Annotated in this window: 13 protein-coding genes; 8 read left to right on the forward strand and 5 right to left on the reverse strand. The window is 71.3% G+C overall.

Annotated features, from left to right (window positions below; all coding sequences use genetic code 11):
• Positions 1 to 3: 3 nt before the first annotated feature.
• The gene (locus tag H0488_RS03275) at positions 4 to 588 is read right to left on the reverse strand and encodes a PadR family transcriptional regulator (protein WP_183097848.1); all 585 of its coding nucleotides are present in this window, start codon (positions 586 to 588) and stop codon (positions 4 to 6) included.
• Between the two features lie 188 nt (positions 589 to 776).
• Here H0488_RS03275 and H0488_RS03280 point away from each other — a divergent pair, with 188 nt between their 5' ends.
• Both H0488_RS03280 and H0488_RS03285 read left to right on the forward strand, forming a co-directional pair.
• Positions 777 to 3,293: a transglycosylase domain-containing protein gene (locus H0488_RS03280; protein WP_220794141.1), complete on the forward strand. Its 2,517-nt coding sequence runs from the start codon at positions 777 to 779 to the stop codon at positions 3,291 to 3,293.
• 7 nt (positions 3,294 to 3,300) lie between these two features.
• Positions 3,301 to 4,779 (forward strand): glycosyltransferase family 87 protein, encoded by a 1,479-nt coding sequence (locus H0488_RS03285; RefSeq protein ID WP_183097849.1) that lies wholly within the window; start codon positions 3,301 to 3,303, stop codon positions 4,777 to 4,779.
• On the opposite strand, the gene H0488_RS03290 is transcribed toward H0488_RS03285, so the two are convergent.
• From H0488_RS03290 to H0488_RS03305, 4 genes are all read right to left on the reverse strand, one after another.
• Entirely contained in the window at positions 4,684 to 5,757 is a 1,074-nt protein-coding gene (locus H0488_RS03290; RefSeq protein WP_183097850.1) for an alanine racemase, read from the reverse strand. The two genes, H0488_RS03285 and H0488_RS03290, sit on opposite strands and share 96 nt — an antisense overlap.
• Positions 5,758 to 5,770: 13 nt before the next feature.
• Positions 5,771 to 6,910 (reverse strand): lipid II:glycine glycyltransferase FemX, encoded by a 1,140-nt coding sequence (locus tag H0488_RS03295; protein WP_246371390.1) that lies wholly within the window; start codon positions 6,908 to 6,910, stop codon positions 5,771 to 5,773.
• A 10-nt stretch (positions 6,911 to 6,920) separates the two neighbouring features.
• Positions 6,921 to 8,534: an outer membrane protein assembly factor BamB family protein gene (locus H0488_RS03300; protein WP_183097851.1), complete on the reverse strand. Its 1,614-nt coding sequence runs from the start codon at positions 8,532 to 8,534 to the stop codon at positions 6,921 to 6,923.
• A gap of 146 nt (positions 8,535 to 8,680) precedes the next feature.
• Complete coding sequence (locus H0488_RS03305; RefSeq protein WP_183097852.1) at positions 8,681 to 9,487, reverse strand: deoxyribonuclease IV; 807 nt, start codon at positions 9,485 to 9,487, stop codon at positions 8,681 to 8,683.
• Between the two features lie 104 nt (positions 9,488 to 9,591).
• Between H0488_RS03305 and H0488_RS03310 the strand changes: the two genes are divergently transcribed.
• The 6 genes from H0488_RS03310 to H0488_RS03335 all read left to right on the forward strand — a co-directional run.
• Positions 9,592 to 11,586, forward strand: a complete 1,995-nt coding sequence (locus H0488_RS03310; protein WP_183097853.1) for an FHA domain-containing protein — start codon at positions 9,592 to 9,594, stop codon at positions 11,584 to 11,586.
• Between the two features lie 151 nt (positions 11,587 to 11,737).
• Positions 11,738 to 12,025: a 30S ribosomal protein S6 gene (rpsF, locus tag H0488_RS03315; RefSeq protein WP_183097854.1), complete on the forward strand. Its 288-nt coding sequence runs from the start codon at positions 11,738 to 11,740 to the stop codon at positions 12,023 to 12,025.
• A 120-nt stretch (positions 12,026 to 12,145) separates the two neighbouring features.
• Positions 12,146 to 12,706 (forward strand): single-stranded DNA-binding protein, encoded by a 561-nt coding sequence (locus H0488_RS03320; protein WP_183097855.1) that lies wholly within the window; start codon positions 12,146 to 12,148, stop codon positions 12,704 to 12,706.
• Between the two features lie 85 nt (positions 12,707 to 12,791).
• The gene (gene rpsR, locus H0488_RS03325; protein WP_183097856.1) at positions 12,792 to 13,028 is read left to right on the forward strand and encodes a 30S ribosomal protein S18; all 237 of its coding nucleotides are present in this window, start codon (positions 12,792 to 12,794) and stop codon (positions 13,026 to 13,028) included.
• A gap of 32 nt (positions 13,029 to 13,060) precedes the next feature.
• The gene (gene rplI, locus H0488_RS03330) at positions 13,061 to 13,507 is read left to right on the forward strand and encodes a 50S ribosomal protein L9 (RefSeq protein ID WP_183097857.1); all 447 of its coding nucleotides are present in this window, start codon (positions 13,061 to 13,063) and stop codon (positions 13,505 to 13,507) included.
• Positions 13,508 to 13,641: 134 nt separating this feature from the next.
• Positions 13,642 to 14,087, forward strand: a 446-nt coding sequence (locus tag H0488_RS03335) for a hypothetical protein (RefSeq protein ID WP_220794142.1), incomplete at its 3' end; no start/stop codon positions are given.

Below are 14,087 nucleotides of genomic sequence, written 5' to 3' on the forward strand. Positions count from 1 at the left end.
TCGTCATTCGTTGTCAGTTGCGGCTGCTGCGGGCGGGCCGACGGTGCCCCGCTCTGCGTTGATGAGGTCGGAGAGCCACCGGACCTCACGCTCGACGGACTCGACCCCGTGCCGTTGGAGCTCGGTGGCGTAGCGGTCGACTTCCTTCTGGGTCATCGCGAGCTCGCGCTGGACCCGGTCGAGGCGCTCCTGGAGGCGGGAGCGGCGGCCCTCGAGCACGCGCAGCCGGATCTCCATGTCGGTCGAGGAGAAGAACCGGAAGCGGATGTCGAAGTTGTCGTCCTCCCAGGCGGCAGGACCGACCTCGGACATCAGCCGGTGGAACTCGGCTGTGCCCTTCTCCGTCACTTCGTAGGTGATCCGCGGCCGACGGGAGATCGGGGCGCCCGGTGTGAGCGGCCCGGTGACCTCCTTGATCAGATTGCCGCGGAGCATCTTCTTCAGCGCCGGGTAGAGCGAACCGTAGGAGAGCAGCCGCCCCCACCCGAGCATCAGGTTCAGCCGCTTGCGCAGCTCGTAGCCGTGCATGGGTCCCTCGTGCAGCAGTCCGAGGACCGCCAACTCGATGGTTTCACCACGCCGCGCCATGCGACCTATCGTAGCGATATATCCGCGGAATCGAAATGCGCGATGGATCGCGAGGCGGAAAATGGGTAGAAACGGGAGAGGTCTCGGCGGGGCCGCGCCGGATTGGGGCACAGCCGCGCCCCCCGTACCCTGATCTGCGGCATGTCGGACGCACCCGACGCACCCATGCGACTGAGTGAGGCAAGACCTTGGCGGACGGCAAGCGGAAGAGCGGCACGACTTCTCGATCCAAGAAGCCGGCGGCGGACGCTTCCAACCCGTGGAAGAAGCGGCTCCTCAGGGTGGCCAAGTACGGCGCCATCGCCGGCCTGGTGATGACCCTGATCGGTGCTGGCCTGTTCTTCATCGCCTACCGCTCGATCGACATCCCCAGCGCCAACTCCGACTTCACCACCCAGACCACGCACGTCTACTACGCCGACGGCAAGACCGACCTCGGGCAGTTCGCGATCCAGGACCGCGACCCGATCTCCCTCGACGAGATGCCGGAGACCCTGAAGGACGCGGTCGTCGCCGCCGAGGACCAGTCGTTCTGGACCAACCAGGGCATCGACCCGAAGGGCATCATCCGCGCGGCCTTCCGCAACGCCTCCGGCAACGTCACCCAGGGTGCGTCCACGATCACCCAGCAGTACGTCAAGATCCTGTACCTGAGCCAGGAGCGCTCCTGGAAGCGCAAGATCAAGGAAGCGATCCTCTCGCTCAAGATCGAGAACCAGCTCTCGAAGGAGGAGGTGCTCGAGGGCTACCTCAACACCATCTACTTCGGGCGGGGCGCGTACGGCGTGCAGGCCGCGGCGAAGGCCTACTTCGAGGTCGACGCCAAGGACCTCACCCTCAAGCAGAGCGCCGTGCTCGCGGCCGTGCTGAACGACCCGAACGACCTCGACCCCGCCAACAGCAAGGCGGCGCGGCGGGAGCTCAAGGGGCGCTACCAGTACGTCATCGACTCGATGGCCGACATGGACGAGATCGACGGTGACGACGCGGACCGCGCCCGGCTGCGACTGCCGGACTTCCCGGAGGTCGAGACCGAGAGCGCGTACGGCGGCCAGAAGGGCCACGTGCTCCAGATGGTCAAGACCGAGCTGCTGCGCCTCGGCTTCAGCGAGCAGGAGATCTCCGGCGGCGGCCTCGAGGTGACCACCACCTTCACCCCGAAGGCGATGGACGCCGCGATGAACGGCATGAAGGAAGCCCGGCCGGAAGGCTTCGGCTACAAGGAGCTGCACGTCGCGGTCGCGACCGTCGAGCCCGGCACCGGGGCGGTGCGCGGCATCTACGCCGGCCAGGACTACCTCGAGTCCCAGCTCAACTGGGCGGTCTCGGGGGGCCAGGCTGGCTCGACCTTCAAGCCGTTCGCGCTGGCGGCCGGCATCAAGGCCGGGTTCTCGCTCAAGGACACCTTCGACGGCAACTCGCCCTACGAGCTGCCCGACGGCAGCGACGTCGAGAACCAGGGCAACGTCCCCTACGGACGGGTGAACCTGATCCGGGCGACCGAGGACTCGATCAACACCGCCTACATCGACCTGACGCTCGCGATGGAGAACGGTCCCGAGAAGATCATCGACACCGCGGTGGACATGGGGATCCCGCCGATCGAGCCGGCCAGCGACCCGTGGGGCTTCCCGACGTCCACCCCGGGCCTGCTGCCCAACACCGGTGTCGCCCTTGGTTCGCAGACGGTGAGCCCGATCAACATGGCCAACGGCTACGCGACCATCGCCAACGGCGGTGTCGCGGCCGAGCCGTTCATCATCGAGAAGGTCGTCGACCAGAACGGTGCCGAGCGCTACAACCACAAGGTGGTCGACCACCGGGCCCTCCCGGAGGACATCGCCGCCGACGTCTCCTACGCGATGCAGCAGGTCGTCGAGGTCGGGTCCGGTGCATCCGCGCTCTCCGGGTTCGCCTGGCCGGCGGCCGGCAAGACCGGAACGGCGACCAACGGCGAGGGCGAGGTGTCGTCGGCGTGGTTCTCCGGCTACACCGCGCAGTACGCCACCGCGGTGATGCTGGTGCGCGGCAAGGGCAACGAGCAGCTCAAGGACTGGCTGCCGGAGTACTTCGGCGGCGCCTATCCCGCCCGCACCTGGCGTGCGGTCATGCAGCGGGTGATGGAGGGCGAGGAGCCGATCGAGTTCCCGCCACCGGCGTACGTCGACGGCGAGGCGCCGACGGAGGGCCACGAGCCCTACACGCCGCCCCCGTCGCCGACCAAGACCAAGGAGACCGAGAGTGAGGAGACCTCCGAGCCGGTGGACTCCGATGGCGACGGCGTGGTCGACGACGAGGACCCGTGCCCCGAGAACGGTGAGATCCCGGGGGCCCCGGACGCCGACGGCGACTGCGAGGTGGACCAGGAGACCGTCGCCGACTCCGACGGTGACGGCGTGCCGGACGACCGGGACGCGTGCCCCGACAACCCGGACATCCCCGGCAACCCCGACAGCGACGGCGACTGCGTGGTCGACGACACCGGTCCGCCGACCGACAGCGACAACGACGGGCTCAGCGACGAGGCGGAGGCCGACCTCGGCACCAATCCGAACAACCCGGACACGGACGGCGACGGCTTCCCCGACGGCACCGACACGGACCCGACGAACCCGGACGTCCCGGGCAGGGGCAACCCCCGGCTGAGCACCGGCGTCGACGGCACCAGCCGCCGCACCGTGGGGCGCCGCGCCACGCGGGGTTGACCTGCCGATGACGTGGGTCCACCCGACCCGGGACGACCGGGTCGTCGCCGCGGTCAGCGAGGCCGTCGGCGGTCCGGTGGGCGAGCACGCCGGGCGTCACCGGTGGTGGACGCCCACCCGGGTGCTGCTGCTGCTGACCGCGATCGTCTTCGTGCTCGGCATGGTGCAGAAGGCGCCGTGCTCGCTGGCGGACGGCAAGGACCAGCCGTGGGTCTACTCCCACATGTGCTACACCGACCTGCGCCCGCTCTACGTCCCGCGCGGCTTGGCCGAGCTGGCGTGGCCCTACAGCGACGACGACCAGACCCGCGCCCGCTACGAGGTCATGGAGTATCCCGTCGGGATCTCCTACTGGGCCTACGGCACCGCATGGATCACCCAACAGCTCAACGGCAGACCCGACCTGGAGGCGCGCTCCGACCGGCCGGTCAACGACCTGTACGGCGACGAGGACGTCGATCGTGAGCTGACCATCTTCCTGCTCGTGAACGCGGTCGGCTTCGGCGCGCTGGCCCTGCTGTCGGTGTGGCTGCTCTCGCGGGTCGATCCACAGCGACCCTGGGACGCGGCGGCGTTCGCGCTCTCCCCGACGCTGCTGCTCACCGGGCTCATCAACTGGGACCTGATCGCGGTCGCGCTGGTGGCGGGCGCGCTGTGGTCGTGGTCCCGCGACCGACCGGTGCTCACCGGCGTACTGATCGGCCTGGGCACGGCGGCCAAGCTCTACCCGCTGTTCCTGCTCGGCGGGCTGCTGGTCATCTGCCTCCGGCAGCGGAGGTACGGCGCCTTCGGGCTGGCCACCGTCTGGGCGGCGGTGACCTGGGCGGTGGTCAACCTGCCCGCCTACCTCAGCGGCTCCGACGAGTGGAAGACGTTCTGGTCGTTCAACGCCGACCGGGGCGCCGACCTGGGATCGATCTGGCTGATCGTCGACCAGGTCCGCTCGAGCGGCGTCCACGTCGACACCATCAACCAGTGGTCCTGGATCTTCTTCGCCGCGTGGTGCGTCGGCGTGCTCGTCGTCGGGCTGCTGGCGGGGCGCCGCACCGGCTCGGTCCCGCGGCTGGCCCAGCTCGGCTTCCTGATCGTGGCCGGGTTCCTGCTCGTCAACAAGGTCTACTCGCCGCAGTACGTCCTGTGGCTGCTGCCGCTCGCGGTGCTGGCCCGGCCGCGCTGGCGCGACCAGCTGATCTGGCAGGCCGGCGAGGTCTTCTACTTCTGCACGGTGTGGTGGTACCTCGGCGGCTACCTGCACCCCGCCGGTGGCGGCGACGTCGGCTTCTACTGGGTCGGCATCGTGGTCCGGATTGCCTGCGAGCTCTACCTCGTGGCGATCGTCGTGCGCGACATGTTCTGGCCGCAGCACGACCCGACGAACGAGCGGCCCGAGCTAGGTGATGACGACCCGGTCGAACGTGGTCGCCGTGAACCGCACCCGCACGTCGATCGGGTCCCCCACGGCCGGCACGTCCGCACCACTCGGTAGGAACAGCATCGACGCCTGCATGTGCGGCGGCTCGGCGAACAGCCGCTGCTTGCCGTCGATGGAGTACGGCGACCGCACGAAGCCGACCGCGTCCAGACCGCCCCTCGCGAGCGTGGCCGCCCGCGCCTTGATCGAGGACTCACCGGTCGGTGCCTCGAGGCCGATGCCGTGCGCCGTACCGCCGCTGACGACGAGCAGGTGCCCGCTCTTGGGAGCGGTGCGGGCCCGGTAGCCGAAGATGTCGCCCCGCTCGACCGGGTGCACGTCGAGCACCGTCGCGGTCACCCGGAGCGCGCCGCGGTCGCCGAGCCAGAGCTGGGTGCCGATCCGGGGACGCACCACGAAGTCGCCGTACTGCTCGCGCAGCGTGGTCAGCTCGCGATCGGTGAGGTGGCTGACCCACACCGTGTCCGGGCCGCGGCGCGGCACGGCCGCGGCGACGTAGTCGTTGAGCAGCCGGCTCACCTCGCCGAGGTGGTTGCCCTGGGCCAGCGGCAGGTGGAGCGCCACGCCCTCGGCCCGTCCGTCGGGGAGGCTCCTCAGCAGCTCGCCGGCCTCCCACAGCTCACGGGCGGACATGCCGTGGCGCTGCATGCTGGTGGTGCGCTCGAGCACCACCCGGGCGCTCGGCTCCAGGGTGAGCAGCTGCTCCAGGTCGGACAGCCGGCTCACGGTGTGGACCACCCGCTTGGTCAGGGCCGGCTCGAGCGGATCGACGAACGGCCGCCACGGGGTGAGCACCAGGATGTCCCCGTGCCACCGGGAGGCGACCTCGGGGATCTCGTCGTACGTGCCGACCGCGAGCGTGGTCACGTCGTGGCCGCGGTCGCGCAGCCACTGCGCCTTGCGGGCCAGCCGGCCGAGCGTGAAGCCGTAGCCGTTGCCCTTCGCGACCGGGACGATGCCGGGATGGGCGTCGGCGACGGACTCGAGGTGCGCCCGCCAGCGCGGGCCGTCGACGGTCAGGGTCAGGCTCATCGGACCGCTCCTGTCAGCGCCGCGCCAGGTAGACCTGGAACGCCTTGTAGAGCACCCGGTTGATCGGGAGGTCCCACTCGCCGGCGTACTCGACCGCCTCGCCACCGGTGCCGACCTTGAACTGGATGAGCCCGACGTGCGCGTCGTCGGCGTCGAGGGTCTCGGTGATGCCGCGCAGGTCGTAGACGGTCGCGCCGGACGCGAGCGCGTCGCGGATCATGGCCCACTGCACGGCGTTGGAGCCGCGGACCTCGCGCTTCTCGGTGGAGGAGGCGCCGTAGGAGTACCAGGAGTGGGTGCCGACCCGGACCGCGAGCGTGGCGGCGACCAGGTCGCCCTGGTGGCGGGCCATCCACAGCTTCAACCGGTCGGGCGCGTCGGCGTTCAGCGCGTCGTACATGGTCTCGAAGTAGCTCAGCGGTCGCGGCGTGAAGTGGTCGCGCTCGGCCGTGTGCACGTAGAGGTCGTGGAAGGCCTTGAGGTCGCCCTTCACCTCCCCGGCTGCCGACGACGTCACCTCGACGCCCTCCTTGGCGGCCTTCTTGATGTTGCGGCGCCACAGCTGGTTCATCCCCTTGAGCAGGGACTCCTCGGTGTGGGGCTCGCCGTCGGCCTGGACCAGCGGGATCTGGTAGACGAACTGCGGCTGCCCGGCGGCGAAGCCGCCCTCGGTGCTCTGGTGGCGCCAGCCGAGCTCGTGCAGCTGCGCGACGACCCGGGCGCCCGCTGCGGACCGGTCGAGCGGCGGCACCTGGCCGAGCCGGTGGACGCCGGGGTCGGCGATGCCCTCCTTGATCTGGGCGGCCGACCAGCGCCGGGTGACGACGGGAGGCCCGATCCGTACGGCGAACGCCCCCTCACCCTTGACGTGCCGCACCAGCGGACCCAACCAGTCGTCGAGCCGGTCGGACGACCAGTCGATGACCGGTCCCTCGGGCAGGTAGGCGAGGAAGCGGTTGAGCCTCGGGAGCTTGCGGTAGAGGACCAGCGCCGCGCCGACCAGCTGGCCGGCGTCGTCGACCCACCCGAGGTGCTCGGCCCGCCACTCCGCCTTCACCTTCGCCCAACCGGGCGTCTGGAGGAAGCTGGCCGTGGGAAGCGTGGCGAGGTAGTCGCGGTGCTCGTCGGCTGAGATCACCCGCATGCTCGGCATGGGGTTCAGGCTATCGGCCGCGCCCGGTGGTCGAGGAGGTCGCCCTGCGGCGCCGCTCCAGCTCGTCGGCCAGGTCGCGGCCGACCTGGAGCAGCAGCGCGCGCTCGGTCGCGGGGTCGAGGCCGGGCAGGCCGCCGATGCGCTGGACGACCACGAGCACGTTGGCGACGCGGACGACCAGCGCCTCGCCCCGCGCGCCGACGGCGGCCTGGTCGCCCAGGTCGTCGACCGGCTGCAGGTCGGGGAGGTCGTACGCGCCGCCGCCGGCCACGATCTCCGCGAACTCGTCCCCGGCCGCCTCGGTGGCCGTCAGCTGGTCCTCCCAGCTCGGCCGCACCGCCCAGGAGTCGACCTCGAGTGACACGTCGACACCGCGGACCTGGCGGAGGTCGCAGTCCGCGGCCACCTCGTGGTCGGGGAGCGCGAAGCCGAGGGCCTCGAGGGTGGCCGGCCTGATCGCCGGGCAGAGGTCGCCTCCCTCGGCCGGGGTGAGCTCACCGTCGGTGAGCCCCTCACCCGCGAGCACCTCGCTCGTGGCGGGGGCCTCGTCGGGCAGCTCGACCGCGACCAGCTCCTCGTCGAGCGGGACGACCAGCAGGTCGTCGACCACCGCGGCGGTGCGGGTGGCCAGCAGCACGCTCGACCGGTCGGCCGGCGCGGTGCCGAGGACCCATGGGTCGGCGGGGTCGGTCGGGTCGACGGCGCGCACCACCGACGTGTCGCCCGCGACCCGGCCGGTGGCGGGCGTCAGGGTGATCAGGCGACCGGCGTGCTGATCGACCACGATCTCCTCGGGGTCGAGCACGAACGACGCCGGCTCGAGCGGCCGGTCGGCGGTCCAGGTCTCGACGACCGGGCTGGCGCCGTACTGCACGGCCGCGGCCCCGCCCCCGTCGAGCGCGACGTACTGGGTCAGGTGCGGGTAGCCCGCGTTGATCCGGCGGCCGACCCGCCGCGGCCGGTCGCCCGACAGGTCGCGGAGGTAGGTGCCGTCGTCGCCCCACTCGTAGGCCGTCACCACCAGCGGCTCGCTGCTGACGATCACCTCGACCGCGGTGCTGGCCTCGGCGGGGAGGCTCCACAGCTGCTCACCGGAGTCCTGGTCGTAGACGTCGTACGACTCCGCGGCGCCGCCCCGTTCGGGCGTGACCACGACGAACCGGCCGTTGCTCGCGGCCTCGCCGCCGACCATCGCCGGCAGCGCCGCGCCGTCGTCGACGCGGAACCGCCAGGCACCGCGCACGCCCGTCACGGCGACGACCCGCGCGCCGGCGGAGACGTCGTTGAGGACGACCTCGTCGTCGAGCCGGACCTGCCACCGCACCCGGCCGGCCGTGGTGTCGACCGCGACGAGGGTGCGGCAGTCCTCGAGCGGACCCAGCGCGACGACCCCGATGCCGTCGTCGTTCACGTCGCGCGACGCGGCGCACACGCTCCCGTCGAGCGGCACCGTGCTGCGCACGGCACCGGTGGCGGCGTCGTACGTCGTCACCGCGTGCGCGGACACCGCGCTGATCATGTCCGGGGCCGGCCACAGCCCGTCGCCGCGCGCGTCGTCGAGGTCGTGCCAGAGGCCGGCGCCCGGCACCGGCGCCCGCCACGCCTCCTCGAGCCCGGACACCACGACCCGGCCCGAGCCGCGGTCCGCGTCGGGGTCGCCGGAGTCGCCCGAGCAGGCGGAGCCGAGGAGAGCGAGCGCGGCGGCGATCGCGAGCCCGAGCCGGACCCGTCCGGTGCCGCTCCCGGAGTCGATGGCTACAGCGTCGATGGCTACAGCCGCTCGCGCAGCCAGGCGAAGTCGGCGAGATGCTCCTCGGCGCCGCCCGGCGTCTCGCAGACCACCGGCGCGCCGGCGTCACGGACGACGGCGGCGAGCAGGTCGGGATCGATGCGGCCGGCACCGAAGTTGGCGTGGCGGTCGGCGCCGGAGTCGAAGTCGTCGCGGCTGTCGTTGCAGTGGACCAGGTCGATCCGGCCGGTGATCTTGAGGACGTCGTCGACGATCGTCTCGAGCGGGTTGCCGCCGGCGTGGGCGTGGCAGGTGTCGAGGCAGAAGCCCACCTGGTCGGCCCCCTCGGCGGAGCCGATCGCGTCCCAGACCCCGGCGATCCGGTCGAGGTAGCGGGTCATCGCGTTGGTGCCGCCGGCGGTGTTCTCGATCAGCAGCGGGACCTTGAGGTCGGTCGCGTCGACGGCCTTGCGCCAGTTGTCGAAGCCCTTGGCCGGGTCGTCGTCGTCGGTGACGTGGCCGCCGTGGACGATCAGCCCCTTGGCACCGATCTCGGCGGCGGCGTCGACGTGCTGCTGGAGCAGCTTGCGGCTCGGGATCCGCTGCCGGTTGTTCGTGGTCGCGACGTTGATGAGGTACGGCGCGTGGACGTAGAGGTCGACGCCCGCCGCCTCGGCGTCGGCGCGCAACTGGGCCGGCCCGCCCTCGTAGGCCAGCACGGGCCCCTTGTAGGACTGCGGGTTGCCGAGGAAGAACTGCACCAGGGGGGCCTGGCGCGCCCGCGCCTCGGCGATCGGGTCGGTCTGGTCGACGTGGGCACCGATGCGGAGGGCACTGGTCTCGCTCATGCGTCCAGACTAGAAGCGGGCTCCGACGTCCGTGACGTGGGACCAAGTGCCCGATGCCCGGCGATTTCCCCCCGCGGGCGCGGTTCGGCCCTTACGGTCCCTGCATGGCTCCCCTGCAGATCGAAGCCGGCGGTCGGAACTGGACGTTCGACGGCACCGCCCCCGTCACCATCGGCCGCGACCCGGCGTGCGACATCGTCCTGGCGGGCGACACCGTCTCCCGCCGCCATGCGGAGATCCGCCCCGATGGAGCGACCTGGACCCTCATCGACGTCGGCAGCTCGTCCGGCACTTTCAGCAACGGCACCCGGGTCACCGAGATGCGGCTGTCCGGCCAGGGCCGCTTCCGCATCGGCGGCGTCGAGGGCGAGGAGGTGGGCTTCGCCGTCGTCGGCGCCCGTCCGGCGGTGGCGACCGAGGACGTCGCGCTCCCGGCCCCCGGACTGGCGCAGACCGTGCTGCCCGGCGGCGCCGTACCCGGGTCGTTCGTGCCCGGGCCGGCGCTCCTGGTGCGGGCGGGCGGCAGCAGCCGGCGCTTCGTCCCGGGTACGACGGTGCGGATCGGGCGCGACCCCGCCAACGAGGTGGTCGTGGACGACGCATCGGTCTCGCGGCTGCACTCGGTCGTCGAGAGCCGGCCCGACGGCTGGTGGTTCGTCGACCGGTCGACCGCGGGCACCTTCGACGGCGAGGACCAGGTCCGGACCCGCAAGATCACCGCCCCGACCACGCTGATGCTCGGCCACCCGACGGCGGGCGTCGAGGTGGAGATCGTCCCGGTCGTCGAGACCCGCCAGGCACAGAAGACGATCGCCGGCAGGAAGCGCAAGCGCACCGCGCTCCTGGTGGGCGGGATCGTGGCAGCACTGGTGCTCGTCGGCGGAGGGATCGCCGCGGCCGCGCTGCTCGGCGGGGACGACGAGGACGGCGGCGGCGACGACGGTCCGACGCTGGCGGCCGAGGGGCTGAGCGACGCCGAGCTGGAGCGGGCCAAGTCCGCGACGGTGTTCCTGATCGCCGTCCTCGACGGCGAGCCGGCGTGGACCGGGTCCGGGTCGATCATCAGCGACGACGGCCTCATCCTGACCAACGCCCACGTCGCCGACCCCGGCGCTCCCGGGTTCGAGGCCCCGGCCGAGAGCCCGGACTACCTCGTGGTCGGCGTGGTGCCCGAGGACGACTCGGACGCCCCGGTGGAGCTGCGGTTCCGCGCCACTCCCGTCGCGACCGACGGTCCGCTCGACCTGTCGGTCGTCAAGATCATGGGCGACGTCGACGGCAACCCCGTCACGGGCGACCTGGGGCTCCCGGAGCCGATGCCGATCGGAGACAGCGAGACGGTCCGCACCGGCGACGACCTGGTCGCGCTGGGCTTCCCGGGCCTGGCCGCGGTCGACCTCGAGGACCCGTTCGCGCGTCCGGTCACCGTGACCGAGGGCGTCGCCTCCACGATCAAGGCGGTCCCGCCGTTCGGTGAGGACGCCTGGATCGAGAGCGACCTGCGGCTCGGGTCGGGCAACTCCGGCGGCCCGACGATCAACGACGACGGGGAGCTGGTGGGCGTCAACACCGAGGTCCGCACCCGCGAGACCCAGGGCGAGGGCGAGGACGGCGGCATCTTCACCAGCGGGTCGGCGCTGATGCGCCCGTCGAAGTGGACGGCCGCGCCGATCGCGGCGGCCGAGGCCGGTACGCCGTACACCTCGGAGTGGGTCGACGACGTCGACGGCCCGGCGCCCGAGCCGGAGATGAACGCCGACGCCGGCCTCGCCGCCGGCGGCTGGTCGCTCGACGGCTCGGCGACGTGCGCCGCGACCACCTCGCCCGAAGCGCCGCAGATCCTCGCGGGGGCGGTGTTCCCCGGCACGATCTTCGCCGAGTTCCTCGCCGCCGGGATCCCGGACGGCACCCAGCTCGAGCTGCAGTTCTTCAGCGCCGACGGGGCGACGCAGCTCGGCTCGTCGCCGGGTGTGTGGGAGTGGGGCGCGGAGCAGACCTGTGTCGCGTTCACCGTCGACGTGGCCGAGTCGATCGAGGGCATCATCGCGGTGCTGGTGATCGGCGACCTCCAGGTCGCCAACCCGGTCCTGTTCCAGTGAGCCGGCCTGTGAGCGACGATTCGTTGCCCGCCGTACGACGTTGCTAACCTGTCCCGTCGCGCTGCTTCCATAGGGGGAGCAGTCGCACATGCAGAGTCCTCCTGCCACGGAGAGTCCGTGGCCGCCTAGTCCAGAGGAGGTGGAGACCGCTTTGCGCGCTTACGAAATCATGGTCATCCTCGACCCCAGCCTTGACGAGCGCACTGTCGAGCCGTCGCTCGACAAGTACCTCAACGTCGTCCGCAAGGACGGTGGCACCGTCGACAACGTCGACATCTGGGGCCGCCGTCGCCTGGCGTACGAGATCAAGAAGAACGCCGAGGGCATCTACGCCGTCATCAACCTGACGGCCACGCCTGCCACGGTCGCCGAGTTCGACCGTCAGCTCGGTCTCAACGAGGCCATCCTGCGCACGAAGGTGCTGCGTCCCGTTTCGTGATCAGCGGTGGCGCTGTGGACGGGGCCTACCGGATGTCGGTCGGCCGCGACACGATGAGCGCCACACCCCGCTCATCACCGAACACGAACGCTAGCCCCCACTCATCAAGGGAGACCTGAAATGGCAGGCGAGACCGTCATCACCGTCGTCGGCAACCTCGTCGACGACCCGGAGCTGCGCTTCACCCCGTCGGGTGCGGCCGTGGCCAACTTCCGGATCGCGTCGACGCCGCGCACCTTCGACAAGCAGTCGAACGAGTGGAAGGACGGCGACGCGCTGTTCCTCTCCTGCTCGGTGTGGCGCCAGGCCGCTGAGAACGTCGCGGAGTCCCTGCAGAAGGGGATGCGCGTCGTCGTCCAGGGCCGGCTGAAGTCGCGGCAGTACGAGACGCGCGAGGGTGAGAAGCGCACCGTCTTCGAGATCGAGGTCGAGGAAGTCGGCCCGTCCTTGAAGTACGCCACGGCCAAGGTCACCCGCGCTGCCCGGTCCGCCGGTGGCGGCGGTTACAGCAACCAGGGCGGCAACCAGGGTGGCGGTTACGGCAACCAGGGCGGCGGCGCACCCGCTGCCGACCCGTGGGCCTCGTCCGGTCCGTCCGCCCCTGCGGGCGGCGGCCAGGGTGGCGCTCCCGCCGGCGACCCGTGGGGAGCCCCGGGCGTCAGCGACGAACCGCCCTTCTGATCCGTCCAACAACCTCGAAAATTCAACCCCGACCATTCCGCCCCCGTTCGACTGACCGGGGCGGGCTCTGAGGAGGAGCACCACAATGGCTAAGGCAGTCATCCGCAAGCCGAAGAAGAAGGTTTGCCAGTTCTGCAAGGAGAAGGCGACCGGTGTCGACTACAAGGACACCGCCCTGCTCCGCAAGTTCATCTCCGACCGCGGCAAGATCCGCGCGCGGCGTGTGACCGGCAACTGCGTCCAGCACCAGCGGGACGTGGCGATCGCGGTCAAGAACGCCCGCGAGGTCGCGCTGCTGCCCTACTCGGCCGCTGGCCGCTGACCCGGGCTTGTAAGAGAAGGAGAGAGCCAGACATGAAGATCATCCTGACCCAGGAGGTCGATGGCCTCGGCGCCGCCGGTGACGTGGTGGAGGTCAAGAACGGCTACGGCCGCAACTTCCTGCTCCCGCAGGGCTTCGCGATCCGTTGGACCCGCGGTGCCCAGAGCGAGGCCGACGCGATCAAGAAGGCCCGCTCCGCGCGCGCCGTCCGCGACGAGGCGCACGCCGCCGAGATCAAGGGCAAGCTCGAGAAGGCTCCGGTCGACGTCAAGGTGAAGGCCGGCCAGGGCGGCCGCCTCTTCGGTGCCGTCACCGTCGGTGACGTCGCCGAGGCGCTCGGCGAGGTCGCCGGCGAGTCGATCGACAAGCGCACCATCGTCCTCGGTGGCGCGATCAAGACCCTCGGTGCCCACCAGGTCTCGATCAAGCTGCACGACGAGGTCTCCGCGGCGGTCGCGCTCAACGTGATCCCCGCCTGACCCGACGCAGTCACCCGAACGGCCGGTCCCTCGCGGGGCCGGCCGTTCGTCGTACCAGACCTGGGTGTCGAGTTTCTGGCGATTTGCGACTGGTAGGTCGGGTACGACGCCGCGATCCAGGACACAATCCCCCCATGAGGTCATCTCGAGGGCTCCTGGTCATCGCCGCACTCCTGCTGACGCCGGCGCTCGGCGCCTGCGGTGACGACGGCGACGGTGACAGCGACGGCGACGACACCACCCCGAGCGCGTCGGCGACCGACGACCCGACCGATGCGACGTCGGTCGCGTCGTCCGAGGCGACCACCGCGACGGTGACGGCGACCGCGGCCGACGGGCTGCCGCCGGCGTGCGAGGTGGTGACCTCCGCGGACGTGGAGGCGGCGTTCGGCGTCCCGTTCGGGGACCCTGCGTTCGGGGGCGGTGGCCACACCGAGCAGGACATCGCGTGGCAGAGCGACGACTGCAACTTCGAGGCCGAGGACCTGGTCCAGGTCGACGTCGGGCTGACAGGGCCCGACGACTTCCGGACCGGCGAGTTCCAGTGCCCGGAGCCGCGGGCGATCGCGGCGACGGTGGC

Origin of the sequence: Nocardioides pelophilus (genome assembly GCF_014180685.1) — a bacterium.
In the GTDB taxonomy this organism is placed as follows: domain Bacteria; phylum Actinomycetota; class Actinomycetes; order Propionibacteriales; family Nocardioidaceae; genus Nocardioides; species Nocardioides pelophilus.

Excerpts from the sequence above, each read along its gene's own strand:
- H0488_RS03305 (WP_183097852.1), bottom strand. The coding sequence starts at position 9,487 with ATGAGCGAGACCAGTGCCCTCCGCATCGGTGCCCACGTCGACCAGACC.
- H0488_RS03285 (WP_183097849.1), top strand. The coding sequence starts at position 3,301 with ATGACGTGGGTCCACCCGACCCGGGACGACCGGGTCGTCGCCGCGGTC.
- rplI (WP_183097857.1), top strand. The coding sequence starts at position 13,061 with ATGAAGATCATCCTGACCCAGGAGGTCGATGGCCTCGGCGCCGCCGGT.
- rpsR (WP_183097856.1), top strand. The coding sequence starts at position 12,792 with ATGGCTAAGGCAGTCATCCGCAAGCCGAAGAAGAAGGTTTGCCAGTTC.
- H0488_RS03295 (WP_246371390.1), bottom strand. The coding sequence starts at position 6,910 with ATGCCGAGCATGCGGGTGATCTCAGCCGACGAGCACCGCGACTACCTC.
- H0488_RS03290 (WP_183097850.1), bottom strand. The coding sequence starts at position 5,757 with ATGAGCCTGACCCTGACCGTCGACGGCCCGCGCTGGCGGGCGCACCTC.
- H0488_RS03275 (WP_183097848.1), bottom strand. The coding sequence starts at position 588 with ATGGCGCGGCGTGGTGAAACCATCGAGTTGGCGGTCCTCGGACTGCTG.
- H0488_RS03310 (WP_183097853.1), top strand. The coding sequence starts at position 9,592 with ATGGCTCCCCTGCAGATCGAAGCCGGCGGTCGGAACTGGACGTTCGAC.
- H0488_RS03320 (WP_183097855.1), top strand. The coding sequence starts at position 12,146 with ATGGCAGGCGAGACCGTCATCACCGTCGTCGGCAACCTCGTCGACGAC.